Source organism: Nocardioides sp. CPCC 206347, from assembly GCF_048654605.1.
Taxonomy (GTDB): domain Bacteria; phylum Actinomycetota; class Actinomycetes; order Propionibacteriales; family Nocardioidaceae; genus Nocardioides.
Genome location: NZ_JBMCYZ010000002.1, coordinates 480,671 through 494,820, shown reverse-complemented (window position 1 = coordinate 494,820; position 14,150 = coordinate 480,671). Strand labels below are relative to the sequence as shown.

The 14,150-nt window shown below is 69.9% G+C and carries 16 protein-coding genes; 7 read left to right on the top strand and 9 right to left on the bottom strand.

Annotation, left to right across the window (positions count from 1 at the left end; translation table 11 throughout):
• Positions 1-52: 52 nt before the first annotated feature.
• Entirely contained in the window at positions 53-1,285 is a 1,233-nt protein-coding gene (locus ACOACQ_RS08725) for a sensor histidine kinase (RefSeq protein ID WP_378596634.1), read from the top strand.
• Positions 1,282-1,938, top strand: a complete 657-nt coding sequence (locus tag ACOACQ_RS08720; protein ID WP_378596635.1) for a response regulator — start codon at positions 1,282-1,284, stop codon at positions 1,936-1,938. Before ACOACQ_RS08725 ends, ACOACQ_RS08720 begins: the two co-directional genes overlap by 4 nt.
• A gap of 49 nt (positions 1,939-1,987) precedes the next feature.
• Here ACOACQ_RS08720 and ACOACQ_RS08715 read toward each other — a convergent pair whose 3' ends face one another.
• Both ACOACQ_RS08715 and murI read right to left on the bottom strand, forming a co-directional pair.
• On the bottom strand, positions 1,988-2,809 hold the full coding sequence (locus ACOACQ_RS08715) for an MBL fold metallo-hydrolase (protein WP_420288076.1): 822 nt from the start codon (positions 2,807-2,809) through the stop codon (positions 1,988-1,990).
• Positions 2,806-3,645, bottom strand: coding sequence for a glutamate racemase (murI, locus tag ACOACQ_RS08710; RefSeq protein WP_378596646.1), 840 nt, complete (start codon positions 3,643-3,645; stop codon positions 2,806-2,808). The genes ACOACQ_RS08715 and murI overlap by 4 nt, the downstream gene beginning before the upstream one ends.
• Positions 3,646-3,735: 90 nt before the next feature.
• On the opposite strand from murI, the gene ACOACQ_RS08705 reads away from it, so the two are divergent.
• Positions 3,736-4,836, top strand: a complete 1,101-nt coding sequence (locus tag ACOACQ_RS08705; RefSeq protein ID WP_378596638.1) for an alkaline phosphatase family protein — start codon at positions 3,736-3,738, stop codon at positions 4,834-4,836.
• 19 nt (positions 4,837-4,855) lie between these two features.
• On the opposite strand, the gene ACOACQ_RS08700 is transcribed toward ACOACQ_RS08705, so the two are convergent.
• From ACOACQ_RS08700 to ACOACQ_RS08675, 6 genes are all read right to left on the bottom strand, one after another.
• Positions 4,856-5,830, bottom strand: coding sequence for a PLP-dependent cysteine synthase family protein (locus ACOACQ_RS08700; RefSeq protein ID WP_378596639.1), 975 nt, complete (start codon positions 5,828-5,830; stop codon positions 4,856-4,858).
• A 4-nt stretch (positions 5,831-5,834) separates the two neighbouring features.
• Entirely contained in the window at positions 5,835-6,125 is a 291-nt protein-coding gene (locus tag ACOACQ_RS08695; protein ID WP_420288075.1) for a MoaD/ThiS family protein, read from the bottom strand.
• Between the two features lies 1 nt (position 6,126).
• Positions 6,127-6,579: a Mov34/MPN/PAD-1 family protein gene (locus ACOACQ_RS08690; protein WP_378596641.1), complete on the bottom strand. Its 453-nt coding sequence runs from the start codon at positions 6,577-6,579 to the stop codon at positions 6,127-6,129.
• Positions 6,580-6,639: 60 nt separating this feature from the next.
• On the bottom strand, positions 6,640-7,590 hold the full coding sequence (locus tag ACOACQ_RS08685) for an acyl-CoA desaturase (RefSeq protein WP_378596642.1): 951 nt from the start codon (positions 7,588-7,590) through the stop codon (positions 6,640-6,642).
• A 65-nt stretch (positions 7,591-7,655) separates the two neighbouring features.
• Positions 7,656-8,327, bottom strand: a complete 672-nt coding sequence (locus tag ACOACQ_RS08680) for a response regulator (RefSeq protein WP_378596643.1) — start codon at positions 8,325-8,327, stop codon at positions 7,656-7,658.
• Positions 8,324-10,015 (bottom strand): ATP-binding protein, encoded by a 1,692-nt coding sequence (locus ACOACQ_RS08675; RefSeq protein WP_420288074.1) that lies wholly within the window; start codon positions 10,013-10,015, stop codon positions 8,324-8,326. Before ACOACQ_RS08675 ends, ACOACQ_RS08680 begins: the two co-directional genes overlap by 4 nt.
• Positions 10,016-10,126: 111 nt before the next feature.
• Here ACOACQ_RS08675 and ACOACQ_RS08670 point away from each other — a divergent pair, with 111 nt between their 5' ends.
• From ACOACQ_RS08670 to ACOACQ_RS08655, 4 genes are read left to right on the top strand one after another with little or no spacing between them, the layout of a single operon-like run.
• Complete coding sequence (locus ACOACQ_RS08670; RefSeq protein ID WP_420288073.1) at positions 10,127-11,119, top strand: Bug family tripartite tricarboxylate transporter substrate binding protein; 993 nt, start codon at positions 10,127-10,129, stop codon at positions 11,117-11,119.
• The gene (locus tag ACOACQ_RS08665; RefSeq protein WP_420288072.1) at positions 11,116-11,631 is read left to right on the top strand and encodes a tripartite tricarboxylate transporter TctB family protein; all 516 of its coding nucleotides are present in this window, start codon (positions 11,116-11,118) and stop codon (positions 11,629-11,631) included. The genes ACOACQ_RS08670 and ACOACQ_RS08665 overlap by 4 nt, the downstream gene beginning before the upstream one ends.
• A gap of 1 nt (position 11,632) precedes the next feature.
• Positions 11,633-13,147: a tripartite tricarboxylate transporter permease gene (locus ACOACQ_RS08660; protein WP_378606887.1), complete on the top strand. Its 1,515-nt coding sequence runs from the start codon at positions 11,633-11,635 to the stop codon at positions 13,145-13,147.
• On the top strand, positions 13,144-13,560 hold the full coding sequence (locus ACOACQ_RS08655; RefSeq protein ID WP_378606890.1) for a universal stress protein: 417 nt from the start codon (positions 13,144-13,146) through the stop codon (positions 13,558-13,560). Before ACOACQ_RS08660 ends, ACOACQ_RS08655 begins: the two co-directional genes overlap by 4 nt.
• A gap of 5 nt (positions 13,561-13,565) precedes the next feature.
• Here ACOACQ_RS08655 and ACOACQ_RS08650 read toward each other — a convergent pair whose 3' ends face one another.
• The gene (locus tag ACOACQ_RS08650) at positions 13,566-14,147 is read right to left on the bottom strand and encodes a DUF2017 domain-containing protein (RefSeq protein WP_420288071.1); all 582 of its coding nucleotides are present in this window, start codon (positions 14,145-14,147) and stop codon (positions 13,566-13,568) included.
• Positions 14,148-14,150 lie beyond the last annotated feature (3 nt).

Genomic DNA, 14,150 nt, shown 5'->3' with positions numbered 1-14,150 from the left:
CGCCGCCCGCAGGCGCTGCCGGCCGGGGCCTCCGAAGCCCTAACCTCGGACCATGGACGGGGGACACGACTACCAGCCACCTCTGCGCTGGTACAGCCACCTGTGGCGCTATCTCCTGGCCCTCACCGTCAGCGGCCTGGCCTGGGTGCCGGTCCTCGAGGCGCAGGCTGACAGCGACCGTGAGTGGCTGTTCGTCCTCGACATCGCCTTCGGCATCGCCGCGTTCGTCCTCGTGTGGTGGCGGCGTCGCTGGCCGATGACGATCGCCGTCATCACGGCGCTGATGACCCCGGTCACCGCGTCCGGTGCGGGCGCGATCCTGCTCGCCACGGTCTCGCTGGCCACCCGGCGCCGCTGGTGGCAGGTGATCACCATCGGTGCCCTCAACCTCGCGATGACCTGGGTCTACTACCAGGTGCAGCCCACCTCCGACGAGGATCCGGCCTGGCTGATCACCACGTTCAGCGTCGCCTTCATCGCGGCGGCCCTGGCGTGGGGCATGTTCATCGGTTCCCGGCGCGAGCTCCTGTGGACCCTGCGCCAACGCGCCGAGACCGCCGAGGCCGAACGCGACCTGCGCGCCTACCAGGCCCGGTCGAACGAGCGGGCCCGGATCGCCCGGGAGATGCACGACGTCCTCGCCCACCGGATCTCCCAGATCTCCCTGCACGCGGGCGCGCTGACCTTCCGCGAGGACCTCTCCGCCGAGGAGATGCGCAGCAGCGTCGCGGTGATCCAGGCCAAGGCACACGAAGCGCTGACGGACCTGCGCGAGGTGCTCGGTGTGCTCCGCGACGAGGAGAGCGGGGCGCCCCTGACCGGCCCGCAGCCGACGTACACCGACCTTGCGGCGCTGCTCCAGGACGCACGCGACGCCGGCGCCACGATCGAGTACGACGACCAGCTGGCGCCGTACCCGCCCTTGCCCGATGCCACGGGCCGCACCGTGTACAGGATCGTGCAGGAGGGCATCACCAACGCGTCCAAGCACGCACCGGCGGCCACCCTGCGGATCAGCATCGCGGGCTCCCCGGACGCCGGCGTGGACCTCGTGCTGCGCAATGCCGTCGGGTTCGGCCCGACTCGCACGCCCGGTGCCGGCCTGGGGCTGGTCGGCCTCACCGAGCGCGCGACCCTGCGCGGCGGCTGGCTGGCGCATGGCATCGAAGCACCCGTCGCCGGGTCCCCGGACCCGCAGATGTTCGTGCTGCGCACGTGGCTACCGTGGGACCCCGCCGACCCCACCACGGGCGGCCGCGACGAGGGCGGGAGCAGCAGCCGATGACCGACCAGATCCGCGTGATCATCGTCGACGACGACCCGTTGGTCCGCTCCGCACTCTCACTCATGCTGGGCGGGCAGGCCGACCTCGCCGTGGTCGGCGAGGCCGCTGACGGGCGCGCGGGCGTCGCGCTGGCCAGGGAGCTCTCCCCCGACGTGGTGCTGATGGACATCCGGATGCCGGTGCTCGACGGACTGGCGGCCACGCGGGTCCTCCACGCCGATCCGTCGCCGCCGCGCGTGATCGTGCTGACCACCTTCGATGCGGACGACTACGTCGTCAGTGCGCTCGCAGCCGGTGCCGACGGCTTCCTGCTCAAGGACACACCACCCGCCGAGATCGTGGCGGCCCTGCGCAAGGTGGCGGACGGTGATCCGATGCTGTCGCCGTCGGTGACCCGCACCCTCATCGAGCGGGTCCGCACCGCGTCACCCGACGGCCGCGCCACCGACGCACAACGACGCCTCGACCGGCTCACCGAGCGCGAGCTCGACGTGGCCCGGGCCATCGGCCGGGGACTCTCGAACGCCGAGATCGCCGCCGAGCTGTTCCTGTCGGTGCCGACCGTCAAGGGCCACGTCTCGAAGCTGTTCGAGAAGCTCGAGACCACCAACCGCGTCCAGATCGCGCTCTGCATCCGCGACGCCGAAGCGTGACCCTCCGGTCGCGGGACGGTCGCAGCGCGACCTCCTCGACCCACGGGTCTCAGAGCGTGTAGACGACGCCCTGCGCAGCGAGCTCCAGCGGGCCGTCGTACGTCTTGGTCGCCTCGGCGAGCATCTCCTGCGCGTCGTGCCACGGCGGCACGTGCGTGATGACCAGGCGCTTCGCGTTCGCCCGGGTCGCCGCCTCGCCGGCTTCGCGGCCGGTGAGGTGCAGCTCCGGCGGGTTGTCGTCGCACGAGCGGAACGACGCCTCGCACAGGAACAGGTCCGCGTCGACGGCGATCTCGTCGAGCACGTCCGTCGGGCCGGTGTCGCCGCTGTAGGCGAGGGTCTTCCCGAAGGCCGTCAACCGCAGGCCGTAGGCCGGCACGGGGTGCGGCACCTCCCACGACTCGATGCGGAACGGTCCGACGGTGACGGGGTCGCCGTACACGTGGAACTCGAACTCTTCCTTCATGCCCGGCTTGCGCGGCAGGTCGTAGGCCTTCGCGAGCCGCTTGCCCGTGCCCTTGGGCCCCCACACCGGGATCTTCGGCTGGCTGCCCTTGGGGTGGTACTTGCGCAGCACGTAGTAGCTGGTCATGTCGACGCAGTGGTCGGCGTGCAGGTGGCTGATGAACACCGCGTCGACCTTGAGCGGGTCGACGTAGCGCTGCAGCACGCCGAGCGCGCCGTTGCCCATGTCGAGCACGATGCTCCAGGTGCGCAGCCCGTCGGTGGCCTGGACGAGGTAGCAGCTGGCCGGCGAGTCCGGCCCGGGGTACGAACCCGAACAGCCGACGATCGTGACCTTGATCGAGCGGTCGGCGCCGCTGCCGGGAACCCGGAGCAGCGTCGTCTCCGGTGCCACTTCGTCACTCATGCAGCTCCCCCATTCGCGTTGGCCAGTCCACCGGCGAACTGGCCTGCCGCCACCAGTTCGGGGCCAAGGAACCGGCGCCCGATCGTCTCGAACTCGGCCGGCGCACCCGTCGTCACGAAGGAGTACGACGGTTCGCCGGTCGCGCGCATCAGGCCGGTGTCGGCCAGCATCCGGTAGACGTCCTTGGCGCATTCCTCCGCGCTGCTCACCAACGTGACGTCATCGCCCATCACGTAGGAGATCACGCCCGTCAGGAGCGGGTAGTGGGTGCAGCCGAGGATGAGGGTGTCGATACCGAGCTCGGACAGTGGGTCGAGGTATTCGTGGGCGACCGCGATCAACTCGTCGCCACCGGTCACACCGGCCTCGACGAAGTCGACGAACCGCGGACAGGCGCGGGTGGTCAGGGAGATCTGGGGGGCGGCGGCGAACGCGTCGTCGTACGCCATCGACTCGGCGGTGGACCGGGTGCAGATCACGCCGATCCGGCCGTTGCGACTTGCGGCGACCGCCCGCCGCGTGGCGGGGTAGATCACCTCGACGACCGGGACGTCGTACCGCTCCCGCGCGTCGCGCAGCATCGCGGCGCTCGCGGAGTTGCAGGCGATGACCAGGGCCTTCACGCCCTGTTCGACGAGGTGGTCGAGGCACTCGAGGGCGTACTCACGCACCTCCCCGATCGGCTTGGGGCCGTACGGCTGGCGCGCGGTGTCACCGACGTAGGTGATCGACTCGTGCGGAAGCTGGTCGATGACCGACCGGGCGACAGTGAGCCCACCGAACCCGGAATCGAAGATTCCGATGGGGGCGTCGACATCGACGTCGAGGTGGTCCAGGTGCCGCACCCGGTCAGACTACGGCGTCGGCACCCTCCCAGTCGGCATTCCGGGATCGAGATCACGTTCGGGGGGACGTACGCTCCTTCCGTGACTTCCTTGCGCCGCGGAGGGCGGCTCCGGACCCGTGCACTCACCGCGACGCTCGCCGTCGCCTGCTCGGTGGTCCTCGCCCACGCCGGCAGTACGACGGCAGCGCCCGTCGCCACTGGTCCGGCCGCCGTCCAGGTGGCCGCACAGCCGGCGCCCGCGCCCGAGCGGGTCGCGCTGAGCGGCAAGCACGTCATCGCGATCTCGGTGGACGGGCTCAACCCGGCCGCACTGACGAAGCTCGGCCCCTCGAAGACGCCGAACCTCCACAAGCTGATCGTCACCCAGGGCGCCGGCACCACCAACGCCCGCTCCCAGATCGAGATGACGGTGACGCTGCCGAACCACACCTCGATGGTGACGGGCCGACGGATCAAGGCCTCCGCCGGTGGACACGGCGTCACGTGGAACACCGAGACGTCGACCAGGACCGTCCAGCAGGCGGCCGGGCATCCCGTGTCGTCGGTGTTCGAGAAGGTGCATGCGGCCGGCGGCAGGACCGCGGTCTTCTCCACGAAGGCCAAGTTCGCGCTCTTCGACCGCTCGTGGCCGGCATCGGTCGGCAGGAGCTACATCAAGGTCGAGCAGAACGGCGCCGTCACCCGGGCGCTGCGCGACGACCTGGCCACCGTGCGCCGGAGCTTCTACTTCCTGCACCTGGGCCTGCCGGACCAGATGGGCCATGCCTACGGCTGGATGAGCCCGAAGTACCTCGACGGCGTCAAGCGCATCGACCTGCTGCTCGGATCCATCATGGTCCAGGTCCGGCGCGACCCCGCCCTCAGCAGTTCCACGGTCATCATCCTCACCTCGGACCACGGCGGGGTCCCGGGCACCCGGGACCACAGCAACGCCAGCGACCCCCGCAACTTCCGGGTGCCGTTCGCGTTCTGGGGAGCCGGCGTCGACAACATCCCGCTCTACACGCTCAACCGGACGACGCGCCGCGTGCCCAGCACGACCTACCAGCCGGGCTTCGGCGCATCACCGCAGCCGATCCGCAACGGCGAGTTGGCCAACGCAGCCCTCGACGTCCTCGGGCTGGGTCCGGTCACCGGCAGCCTGTGGGACCGCAACCAGGACCTCGCCTGGCACGACTAGTGCCCGGCGGCGTCGGGCCCTAGGCCCAGAGCTGGCCCTCGAGCTTGTCCTCGGCCTCGTCGATGGTGCCTTCGTAGGCGCCGGTGGAGAGGTACTTCCAGCCGCCGTCGGCCACGACGAACGCGATGTCCGCGGACTCGCCCGCCTTGACCGCCTTCGCGGCCTGGCCGAGCGCGGCGTGCAGGATCGCGCCGGTGGAGATGCCGGCGAAGATCCCCTCGAGCTCGAGCAGCTCGCGGACCCGTCGGACAGCGTCACGCGGACCGACCGAGAAGCGGCTGTCGATCAGCTCGGCGTCGTACAACTCGGGGACGAAGCCCTCGTCGAGGTTGCGCAGGCCGTAGACGAGCTCGCCGTAGCGCGGCTCGGCGGCCACGATCGTGACGTCCGGCTTGGCCCCGCGGAAGAAGCGGCTGACGCCCATCAGGGTGCCGGTGGTGCCGAGGCCGGCGACGAAGTGGGTGATGGAGGGCAGGTCGGCCAGGATCTCCGGACCGGTGCCTTCCTCGTGCGCGAGGGCGTTCGCGGCGTTGCCGTACTGGTAGAGCATCACCCAGTCGGGATGCTCGGCAGCGATCTGCTTGGCGACCCGGACGGCCTCGTTGGAGCCACCGGCGGCCGGGCTGGAGACGATCTCGGCGCCCCACATGCGCAGGATCTGGCGGCGTTCCTCGGAGGTGTTCTCCGGCATCACGAACACGGTGCGGTAGCCCTTGAGCTTCGCAGCCATCGCGATCGAGATGCCGGTGTTGCCCGAGGTGGGTTCGAGGATCGTGCAGCCGGGCCGGAGCACACCGGCCTTCTCGGCCTCCTCGATCATCTTCAGGGCCGGGCGGTCCTTGATCGAGCCGGTCGGGTTCCGGTCCTCGAGCTTGGCCCAGATCCGGATCTGCGGAGCGCCGTCGGCGCCGGTGTTGAACGGTGCGGAGAGTCGCGGCAGCCCCACGAGCGGCGTGTTGCCGACCGATGCGAGCAGGCTGTCGTAGCGCACCATCGGATCAGGCAGCGCCGCCGGCCACAGCCGGCAGGATGACGATCTGGTCGCCGTCGGACAGCTCGGCCTCGAGGCTGCCGATGAACCGGACGTCCTCGTCGTTGATGTAGACGTTGACGAAACGGCGCAGCTCGATGCCGGCGCCCTTGTCCTCGACGAGGCGCTCCTTGATGCCGGGGTGGTTGGCCTCGAGCGAGTCGATGGCAGCACTCAGGTTGGCGCCCTCGGCGCTGACAGCCTTCTCGCCACCGGTGTAGGTGCGCAGAATGGTCGGGATCCGGACCTCGATGGCCATGTCAGCCAGTCTCCTCTGTAGATGTACCGCTCTGGGTGCCGACGACCGTGACCTCTTCCTCGGTCACCACGCCGTCAATGATTCTGTAGGACCTGAACTCCACCGGGCCTGCGTTATTCCCGTGCTCCTGCGTGCTGACCAGCACGTAGTGGGCTCCGGGCTCGCCGGCCAGGTTGATGTCGGTCACGCTCGGATACGCCTCGGTCGCGGTGTGCGAGTGGTAGATCACCACCGGCTCCTCGTCGCGGTCGTCGAGCTCGCGGTACAGGCGCAACAGGTCCGTCGAGTCGTACTCGTAGAACGTCGGACTGCCGGCGGCGTTGACCATCTCGATGAACCGCTCGGCACGGTCGGCACCGATCGGGCCGACGACCATGCCGCACGCCTCGACGGGGTGGTCCCGCTTGGCGTGCTCGACAATCGCGTCGTACGTCGTCTGGTCGATCTGCAACACGGTCTCAGGGTATTGGCTCCGGGGTCCCGCGCCGGAATCGGGCCGAGCGCCGGACGAGCTTCAGGCGACGGGGGTGACTGTCTTGGAGCGGATCCGCTCGGCGGAGGGCCAGCGGACGTCGCGCACCCAGCCGAACTTCTCGAGGATCCAGATGATCCGGGCCGAGGTGTCGAGCTGGAAGCGCTGCACGCCGTGGCGGGCCGAGGTCGGGTCGGCGTGGTGCAGGTTGTGCCAGGACTCGCCACCCGAGGGGATCGCCAGCCACCACACGTTGCCGGAGAAGTCCCGGGACGCGAACGGGCGCTCGCCGACGACGTGGCAGATCGAGTTGATCGACCAGGTGACGTGGTGCAGCAGGCCGATCCGGACGATCGTGCCCCAGAAGAACGCGGTCACCGCGCCCTGCCACGACCAGGTGAGCAGGAAGCCCAGCGCCGCGGGCAGGAACAGCGACGTCATCACCCAGATCCAGAACGTGCGCGAGATCCGGACCAGGTCCTTGTCCTTGGCCAGGTCGGGGGCGTACTTGTCGATCGGGGTCTGCTCCGCGTTGAAGAGCCAGCCGACGTGCGCCCACAGGAAGCCCTTGGTCAGGCCGCGGAGGCTGTTGCCGAAGCGCCACGGCGAGTGCGGGTCGCCGTCCTTGTCGGAGTACTTGTGGTGCTTGCGGTGGTCGGCGACCCAGCGGATCACCGGTCCCTCGATCGCCATCGACCCGAGGATCGCGAGCGTGATCTTCACCGGACGGTTCGGCTTGAAGGACTTGTGGGTGAAGAGCCGGTGGTAGCCGACCGTGACGCCGTGCAGCGTCAGGCCGTACATCACCATCGTGATCGCGATGTCGCTCCAGCCGAGCCAGCCGCCCCACGCCACCGGGATGGCGGCGACGAAGGCGACGAACGGGAGCCCGATGAACAGGGCGAGGGCGAAGCGTTCGGCCCAGGACTGGTGCTCGCCCCCCATCGTGACGCGCGGCGCGGAGGTCTCGTGGCTGTTGTCGATCGCAGTCATGGGTGCACTCCCCAGAGAGGACGGGACCGGCCAGGCAAGGGACCGGTCAGGCAAGGCTAAGTCTTTCAGGGGGTCACGCGATAGCGGCGTTCGGGTCGACCCGAGCCGCCGTACTGCAGTCGCACCTCGGCGGCGCCCGTGTCGACGAAGTGCTCCAGGTAGCGGCGGGCCGTGACACGCGAGAGACCGACCGCATCGGCCGCCTCAGACGCCGAGATCTCCCCGGCCGCACGCGCTGCCTCCAGCACCAGGTCGGCGGTCTCGGCACTCAGCCCCTTCGGCAGGACGTGGGGTACGTCGCCCGGTCGGCCTGTTCCGAAGGCCCGGTCGATGCTCGCCTGGTCGGGCTCTCCCGTGAGCTCGCCGAGCGTGGCGGCGACCCGGCGCAGCCGGTCGGCCAGGTCGTCGTACTCGAAGGGCTTGACGAGGTACTGCAGGGCGCCGCCGTGCAGTGCGGAGCGGACGGCCGCTGCGCCGCGCTCGGCCGTCACCATCACGACCGCGACGTCACGGCCCTGGCCGCGGAGCTGTTCGAGGACTTCGAGGCCGGACAGGTCCGGCAGGTGCACGTCGAGCAGCAGGAGGTCGGGCGCGAGCGTGTCGACCATCGCCAGCGCCTCGGTACCGGTGCGCGCAGTGCCGACGACCTCGAAGCCGTCGGTCTGCTCGACGAAGCGACCGTGGATCCGGGCGACCATGAAGTCGTCGTCCACCACCAGCACGCGCAGGTCCGTCACGACGGGTCATCCTTCCCGACGGGCGGGCCGATCGGGAGCACCACGCGGAACTCCGCTCCCCCGGTGCTGCCCGGCTCGGCGTCGTCGACCACGACCTCGCCGCCGCGCTGGGTGCAGATCAGGCGCACCAGCGGCAGGCCGATGCCGCGGCCGCCGAGGACCTCGGGCTTCGTGGAGAAGCCGCGCACGAACACCGCTTCCTTCAGGTCGTCGGGGATCCCCGGACCGTTGTCACGGACCCGCACGTGGACGGCATCCTCGTCGGCCAGGATCCACAGCTCCACGGTCGGGTCGCCCGCACCGGAGCTCGCGTCCACGGCATTGTCGACGAGGTTGCCGACGACGGTGGTGAGGTCGGCCGCCACGTCGGGCGGGAGGGCGGGCAGCCGTGAACCCGGGTCGAACTCGAGGGTGACGCCGCGCTCCTCCGCGACCGCGTGCTTGGCGACCACCAGCGCCGCGACGGCCGGATCGGCCAGTCGCTTCGCGACGTGCTCGCCGACTTCCGCCCGGTGCCGGGTCAGGGTGCCGACGAGGGTGGCCACTTCGTCGTACTCTCCGAGCTGGACCAGCCCGGAGATGGTGTGCAGCCGGTTGTCGAACTCGTGGGTCTGCGCCCGGAGCGTGTCGGTGATCGAGAGGTTCGAGCTGAGCTGGCCCTGCAGGGAGACGAGCTCGGTGCGGTCGCGCAGCGTCGTGACGGTGCCGATCCCGCGGCCGCCGGTCGAGGCCCGGCCGCGATTGAAGACCACCACCCGACTCCCGACGAGGGCGAGGGCGTCGCGGACGTCGGCGCCTTCACCGGTCAGCAGGGCGACGACGTGCGGGTCGAGGCCGAGGTCGTCGACCGGCCGCCCCACCGGCTCGGGTCCGCCGTCGAGACCGAGCGTCGCCCGGGCAGCGTCGTTCATGACGGTCACCCGGCCGTCGGTGCCGACGCCGACCACTCCCTCGCGGATCGCGTGCAGGAGCGCTTCGCGCTGGTCGGCGAGGCCGGCGAGCTCGGTGGTGCCGAGCCCCCGCGTGGAACGTCGTACGACGCGCGAGACGGCCCAGGTGCCGAGCAGGCCGAGCAGGGCGCCCAGGCCGAGGAAGAGGGCCAGGTCAGGCGCTGCGGTCGCGATCTGGTCGCCGACCGACGGATAGGTCACCTCGGCGACGACGATCGCCACCGTCGGAGTGCCGCGATCGTCGGAGATGACCGGAGCATGGCCGACCACGGCCCGCTCACCATCGGCGTCCACGTCTCCGATCCAGCCGCGGCCCAGCTCCAGCGCGTTGCTGTCGCCGAGGTCGGCCGGCTTGCCCACCCGGCTCGGGTCGGTCGCCGCGAGCACGGTGCCTTCCAGACCGACCACCATGACGTCGGTCGCGCTCGACAGTGAGACGCCCTGGGCGGCGTACGGCGCAAGCGCGCGGGCGAGGTCATCGGCGCCGAGCCCATCCCGTGCGAACTCCTCGAGGGGCTCCCGGACGGCCGGGATGACGGCGACGTACTCGGCCACGTCCTGCATCTGGACGCCGCGCTCCTCGGCGAAGTCCGCATTGGACTGCCGGATGCTCAGGACCCCGACGGCCGCGAGCAGGACCGCGATCACGGCCAGCTGCAGGAGCAGGACCTTGCCCGCGAGGGTGAGCTCACCCCGACGCCATGGTGAGCGGAAGCGCGACCTCAGGGGTGCGACCACAACGACCACAACCTCCTTTGCGTCCGCAAGCGTGACGGCCGCCACACCTGACGGCCATGCTGACACGGATCGCCAGTGACGGCGGTCACGCCCCAACCGCTGGAGGTTCCCATGCACCCGAGTCGTCGGATGGTCCGCATCCTGGCGCTACTCACCGCGCTCGTCCTCACCGTCGCCGTCAGCGGCTGCGGCGTGACCCGCGGGTCCGACGACCCGAACAACCGCCGGCTCCGGATGATGATCCCCAACAGCGCCGGAGGTGGCTACGACCTCACCGGCCGGGCCGCCGTCCACGCACTGGAGGACAACGACCTCACCGGCCGCTTCGAGGTCAACAACGTCATCGGGGCCAGCGGCACCGTTGCGATGCAGCGCCTGCTCAACGAGGAGGGCGCCGAGGACCTGATGATGACGATGGGGCTCGGCGTCGTGGGGGCGGTCTACACGAACAAGTCGGAAGCCACACCGACGCAGATGACCCCGATCGCCCGGCTCGTCGAGGAGCAGGAAGGGGTGCTGGTTCCGGCCAGCTCGCCGTTCAAGACGATCGACGACCTGGTCGCGGCGTGGAAGGACGACCCCGGTTCGGTGACGGTCGGCGGCGGCTCCAGCCCCGGCGGGCCCGACCACCTGTTCCCGATGCAGCTCGCGGACGTGGCGGGCATCGACCCCAACGACGTCAACTACATCACCTACGACGGCGGCGGGCCGCTGACCGCTGCCCTGCTCGGCGAGAAGATCCAGGTCGGCATGTCCGGTCTCGGCGAGTTCTCCGGCCAGATCGAGAACGGCGACCTCCGGGTGCTCGCCGTCTCCGGCGACGAGCGCCTCGACGGCGTGGATGCGCCGACCCTCACTGAGGCCGGGATCGACCTGGTCTTCACCAACTGGCGCGGTGTCCTCGCCCCACCGGGCATCAGCGACGAGCACCGCGACTACCTGGTCGAACTGCTGACCGAGATGCATGCCACCGACGAGTGGCAGAAGGCACTGGCTGACAACGGCTGGATCGACAGCTTTGCGACCGGTGATGAGTTCGGGACGTTCCTGAAGGACCAGGACGCCCGCGTGGCCGAGACCCTCGAGGAGCTGGGACTGTCATGACCACCACCCACCACGAACCGGGCACCCGCCCGATGATCGACAAGGCGCAGTACGGCCTCGCGGCCTTCCTCCTGCTGGTTGGGGGCTTCGTCCTCGTCGATGCCCTCGGCCTGGAGAAGGGATTCGCCGACCAGCCGGTGCAGCCGTACGCCGTCCCGTACATCGTCGGAGGTGCGCTCGTCCTGCTCGGGATCCTTCTCGCGATCGCCACCGCGCGAGGCGACATCCCGGAGTCGGACGAGGGCGAGGACATCGACCTCACCCAGGGCACGGACGTCCGGACGATGGGGATGCTTGCGGTCGTCCTCGTCGCGAACCTCGCGCTGATCAACTTCCTCGGCTGGGCGATCACCGGCGCCCTGCTCTTCGTCGGCGCCACTCGCGCCCTCGGCAGCCGAACCCTGGTCCGTGACATCGCCGTGGGCGTCGCCCTGTCGGTCGGCTCCTGGTACGCCTTCTACGTCTTGCTCGGCGTGCCGATCCCTGCCGGCATCCTGGATGGAGTGCTCTGAGATGGACATGTTGCTCGAAGGCTTCCAGCAAGCCCTGACCCCCACGAACCTCCTGTTCGCCTGCGTCGGCGTGCTCCTCGGCACTGCCGTCGGCGTACTGCCCGGCATCGGCCCGGCGATGGCCCTCGCGTTGTTGCTGCCGGTCACCTACAGCGTCGGCCCCGACAGCGCACTGATCATGTTCGCCGGCGTCTACTACGGCGGCATGTACGGCGGCTCCACGACGTCGATCCTGCTCAACACGCCTGGCGAGTCCTCGTCGGTCGTGACCGCTCTCGAAGGCAACAAGATGGCGAAACGGGGCCGCGCAGCACAGGCGCTCGCGACAGCCGCGATCGGTTCCTTCGTCGCTGGCACTATCGGCACCGTCCTGCTCTGGATCCTGATGCCGCGGGTCTCCGACGTGGTCGTCAAGCTCGGTGCGCCGTCGTACTTCGCGCTGATGCTGCTGGCCTTCATCGCCGTCACCTCAGTGCTCGGGTCGTCCAAGCTGCGCGGCTTCATCGCCCTGTTCCTCGGCCTGACCATCGGGTTGATCGGCACCCAGACCGGACAGGCGCGGCTCACCTTCGGCGAGGCCAAGCTGGCTGACGGGATCGACATCGTGGTGGTCGCCGTCGCGATCTTCGCGATCGGCGAGGCACTGTGGGTCGCCGCCCACCTGCGGCGCAAGCCGCTGGAGATCATCCCCGTCGGCCAGCCCTGGATGGGACGCGAGGACTGGAAGCGTTCCTGGAAGCCGTGGCTGCGCGGCACCGCGTACGGATTCCCGTTCGGCGCACTTCCTGCTGGAGGTGCCGAGCTGCCGACGTTCCTGTCGTACATCACCGAGAAGAAGCTGACGAAGCACCCCGAGGAGTTCGGCAAGGGCGCGATCGAGGGTGTCGCCGGTCCCGAGGCCGCCAACAACGCCTCGGCCGCGGGCACCATGCTGCCGCTGCTCACGCTCGGCCTGCCGACCACGGCGACCGCTGTGATCATGCTCTACGCGCTGCAGAGCTACGGCATCCAGCCCGGGCCGCTCCTGCTCGAGAACGAGCCCGGTCTGGTGTGGGCGCTGCTCGCCAGCCTGGCCATCGCCAACACACTGCTGCTGGTGATCAACCTGCCGATGGCTCCCCTCTGGGCGAAGCTCCTGCAGATCCCCCGGCCGCAGCTCTACGCCGGCATCCTGTTCTTCGCGACGCTCGGCGCCTACAGCGTCAACTTCCAGGCCTTCGACCTGGCTCTCCTGCTGGCCTTCGGCGCCCTGGGATTCGCCATGCGGCGGTTCGGGATCCCGGTCCTGCCACTGATCGTCGGCGTGATCCTCGGCCCGAAGATGGAAGCCCAGCTGACCGAGGCACTGGCACTGTCCGGCGGTGACGTGAGCACGCTGTGGGGCGAGCCCGTGGCGGTGATCGTCTACATCGTGATCGCCATCCTGCTGACCGCCGTGACTCTCAACGGCCTGCGCCGACCGGCATCCGCCGAGCCCACGATCATGGACGACGACAAGGAACTGGTGGAGCGATGAGCACCGCGAATCCGTTGAAGCCGACCTGCGTGGTCGCGGCCTACAGCGCCGACATCTACGGCAAGGCAGCCATCGAGTACGCCGAAGCGGTGGCTCGCGCCGCCGGGGCGCGACTGGTGGTCGTCAACGCCACCCGCGGCGACGCCCTGGTCGACAGCCGCTTCGCCCACGACACCGACATCGATGCCCTGCGCGACCGCCTGGTCGCTGAGGGACTTGCGGTCGAGGTTCGCCACGACGTCGTACCCGATGTCGCGGAAGCGGTGGTGACCGCGGCCGAGGAGGTGCAGGCCGACCTGGTCGTGGTCGGCGTGCGTCGTCGTACGCCCGTCGGGAAGCTGCTCATGGGCAGCGTCGCGCAGCGGGTCATCCTCGACGCGCACTGCCCCGTGGTGGCGGTCAAGCCGGCCTGACGGCGTCAGCTGACGGCGTGGACCAGGGTCTCCTGCAGGAAACCGAGCCACTCGTAGATGTGGTGGGCCTGGGCACGCGGGTCCTCGTCGGGCAGTGAGTCCCAGTAGTCGTCGTCACCCTCCTCGACCCCGAGGCGGGTGCCGAGGGCGAGACGCAGGTCGGTGAAGGAACGCATCCAGACCAGGGCCGTCTCCTGGTCGAGCTCGACGTCGATGGTCAGGTCCTCGTCGGTCGGCTCCTGGGGCAGGCCCGCCTCTTCGAGGACGTCAATGATCGTGGCGGCCGCGCGGGACTTCCCGTCGCGCAGGGCACCTTCGGTGAAGCGACGGAACTCGCCGGCCGACTCCTCGTCGCCCTGGTAGGCGTTGGGGAAGAGCCGCAGCAGGACCGGGTCCTCGGGCTCGGTGGTCGGGCCGGAGAAGTCGAGCATCTGCTCCAGCGGGTCCTTGGTGGCCGACGGGATCGCCGACTCGTTGTGGAGCAACTCGACGATCTGCGCTGCAAGCGAGCGCAGCAGGTCGGCCTCGAAGACCGGGAAGGTCGCGTGGATGACCTTGCTCCGGCGATGCCGGACGAATCCAGACACGTC

Bases quoted from the DNA above. Each gene is read 5' to 3' on its own strand.
- ACOACQ_RS08660 (WP_378606887.1), top strand. From the start codon at position 11,633: ATGGACATGTTGCTCGAAGGCTTCCAGCAAGCCCTGACCCCCACGAAC.
- ACOACQ_RS08695 (WP_420288075.1), bottom strand. From the start codon at position 6,125: ATGGCCATCGAGGTCCGGATCCCGACCATTCTGCGCACCTACACCGGT.
- ACOACQ_RS08655 (WP_378606890.1), top strand. From the start codon at position 13,144: ATGAGCACCGCGAATCCGTTGAAGCCGACCTGCGTGGTCGCGGCCTAC.
- ACOACQ_RS08665 (WP_420288072.1), top strand. From the start codon at position 11,116: ATGACCACCACCCACCACGAACCGGGCACCCGCCCGATGATCGACAAG.
- ACOACQ_RS08670 (WP_420288073.1), top strand. From the start codon at position 10,127: ATGCACCCGAGTCGTCGGATGGTCCGCATCCTGGCGCTACTCACCGCG.
- ACOACQ_RS08725 (WP_378596634.1), top strand. From the start codon at position 53: ATGGACGGGGGACACGACTACCAGCCACCTCTGCGCTGGTACAGCCAC.
- ACOACQ_RS08715 (WP_420288076.1), bottom strand. From the start codon at position 2,809: ATGAGTGACGAAGTGGCACCGGAGACGACGCTGCTCCGGGTTCCCGGC.
- ACOACQ_RS08720 (WP_378596635.1), top strand. From the start codon at position 1,282: ATGACCGACCAGATCCGCGTGATCATCGTCGACGACGACCCGTTGGTC.
- ACOACQ_RS08700 (WP_378596639.1), bottom strand. From the start codon at position 5,830: ATGGTGCGCTACGACAGCCTGCTCGCATCGGTCGGCAACACGCCGCTC.
- ACOACQ_RS08685 (WP_378596642.1), bottom strand. From the start codon at position 7,590: ATGACTGCGATCGACAACAGCCACGAGACCTCCGCGCCGCGCGTCACG.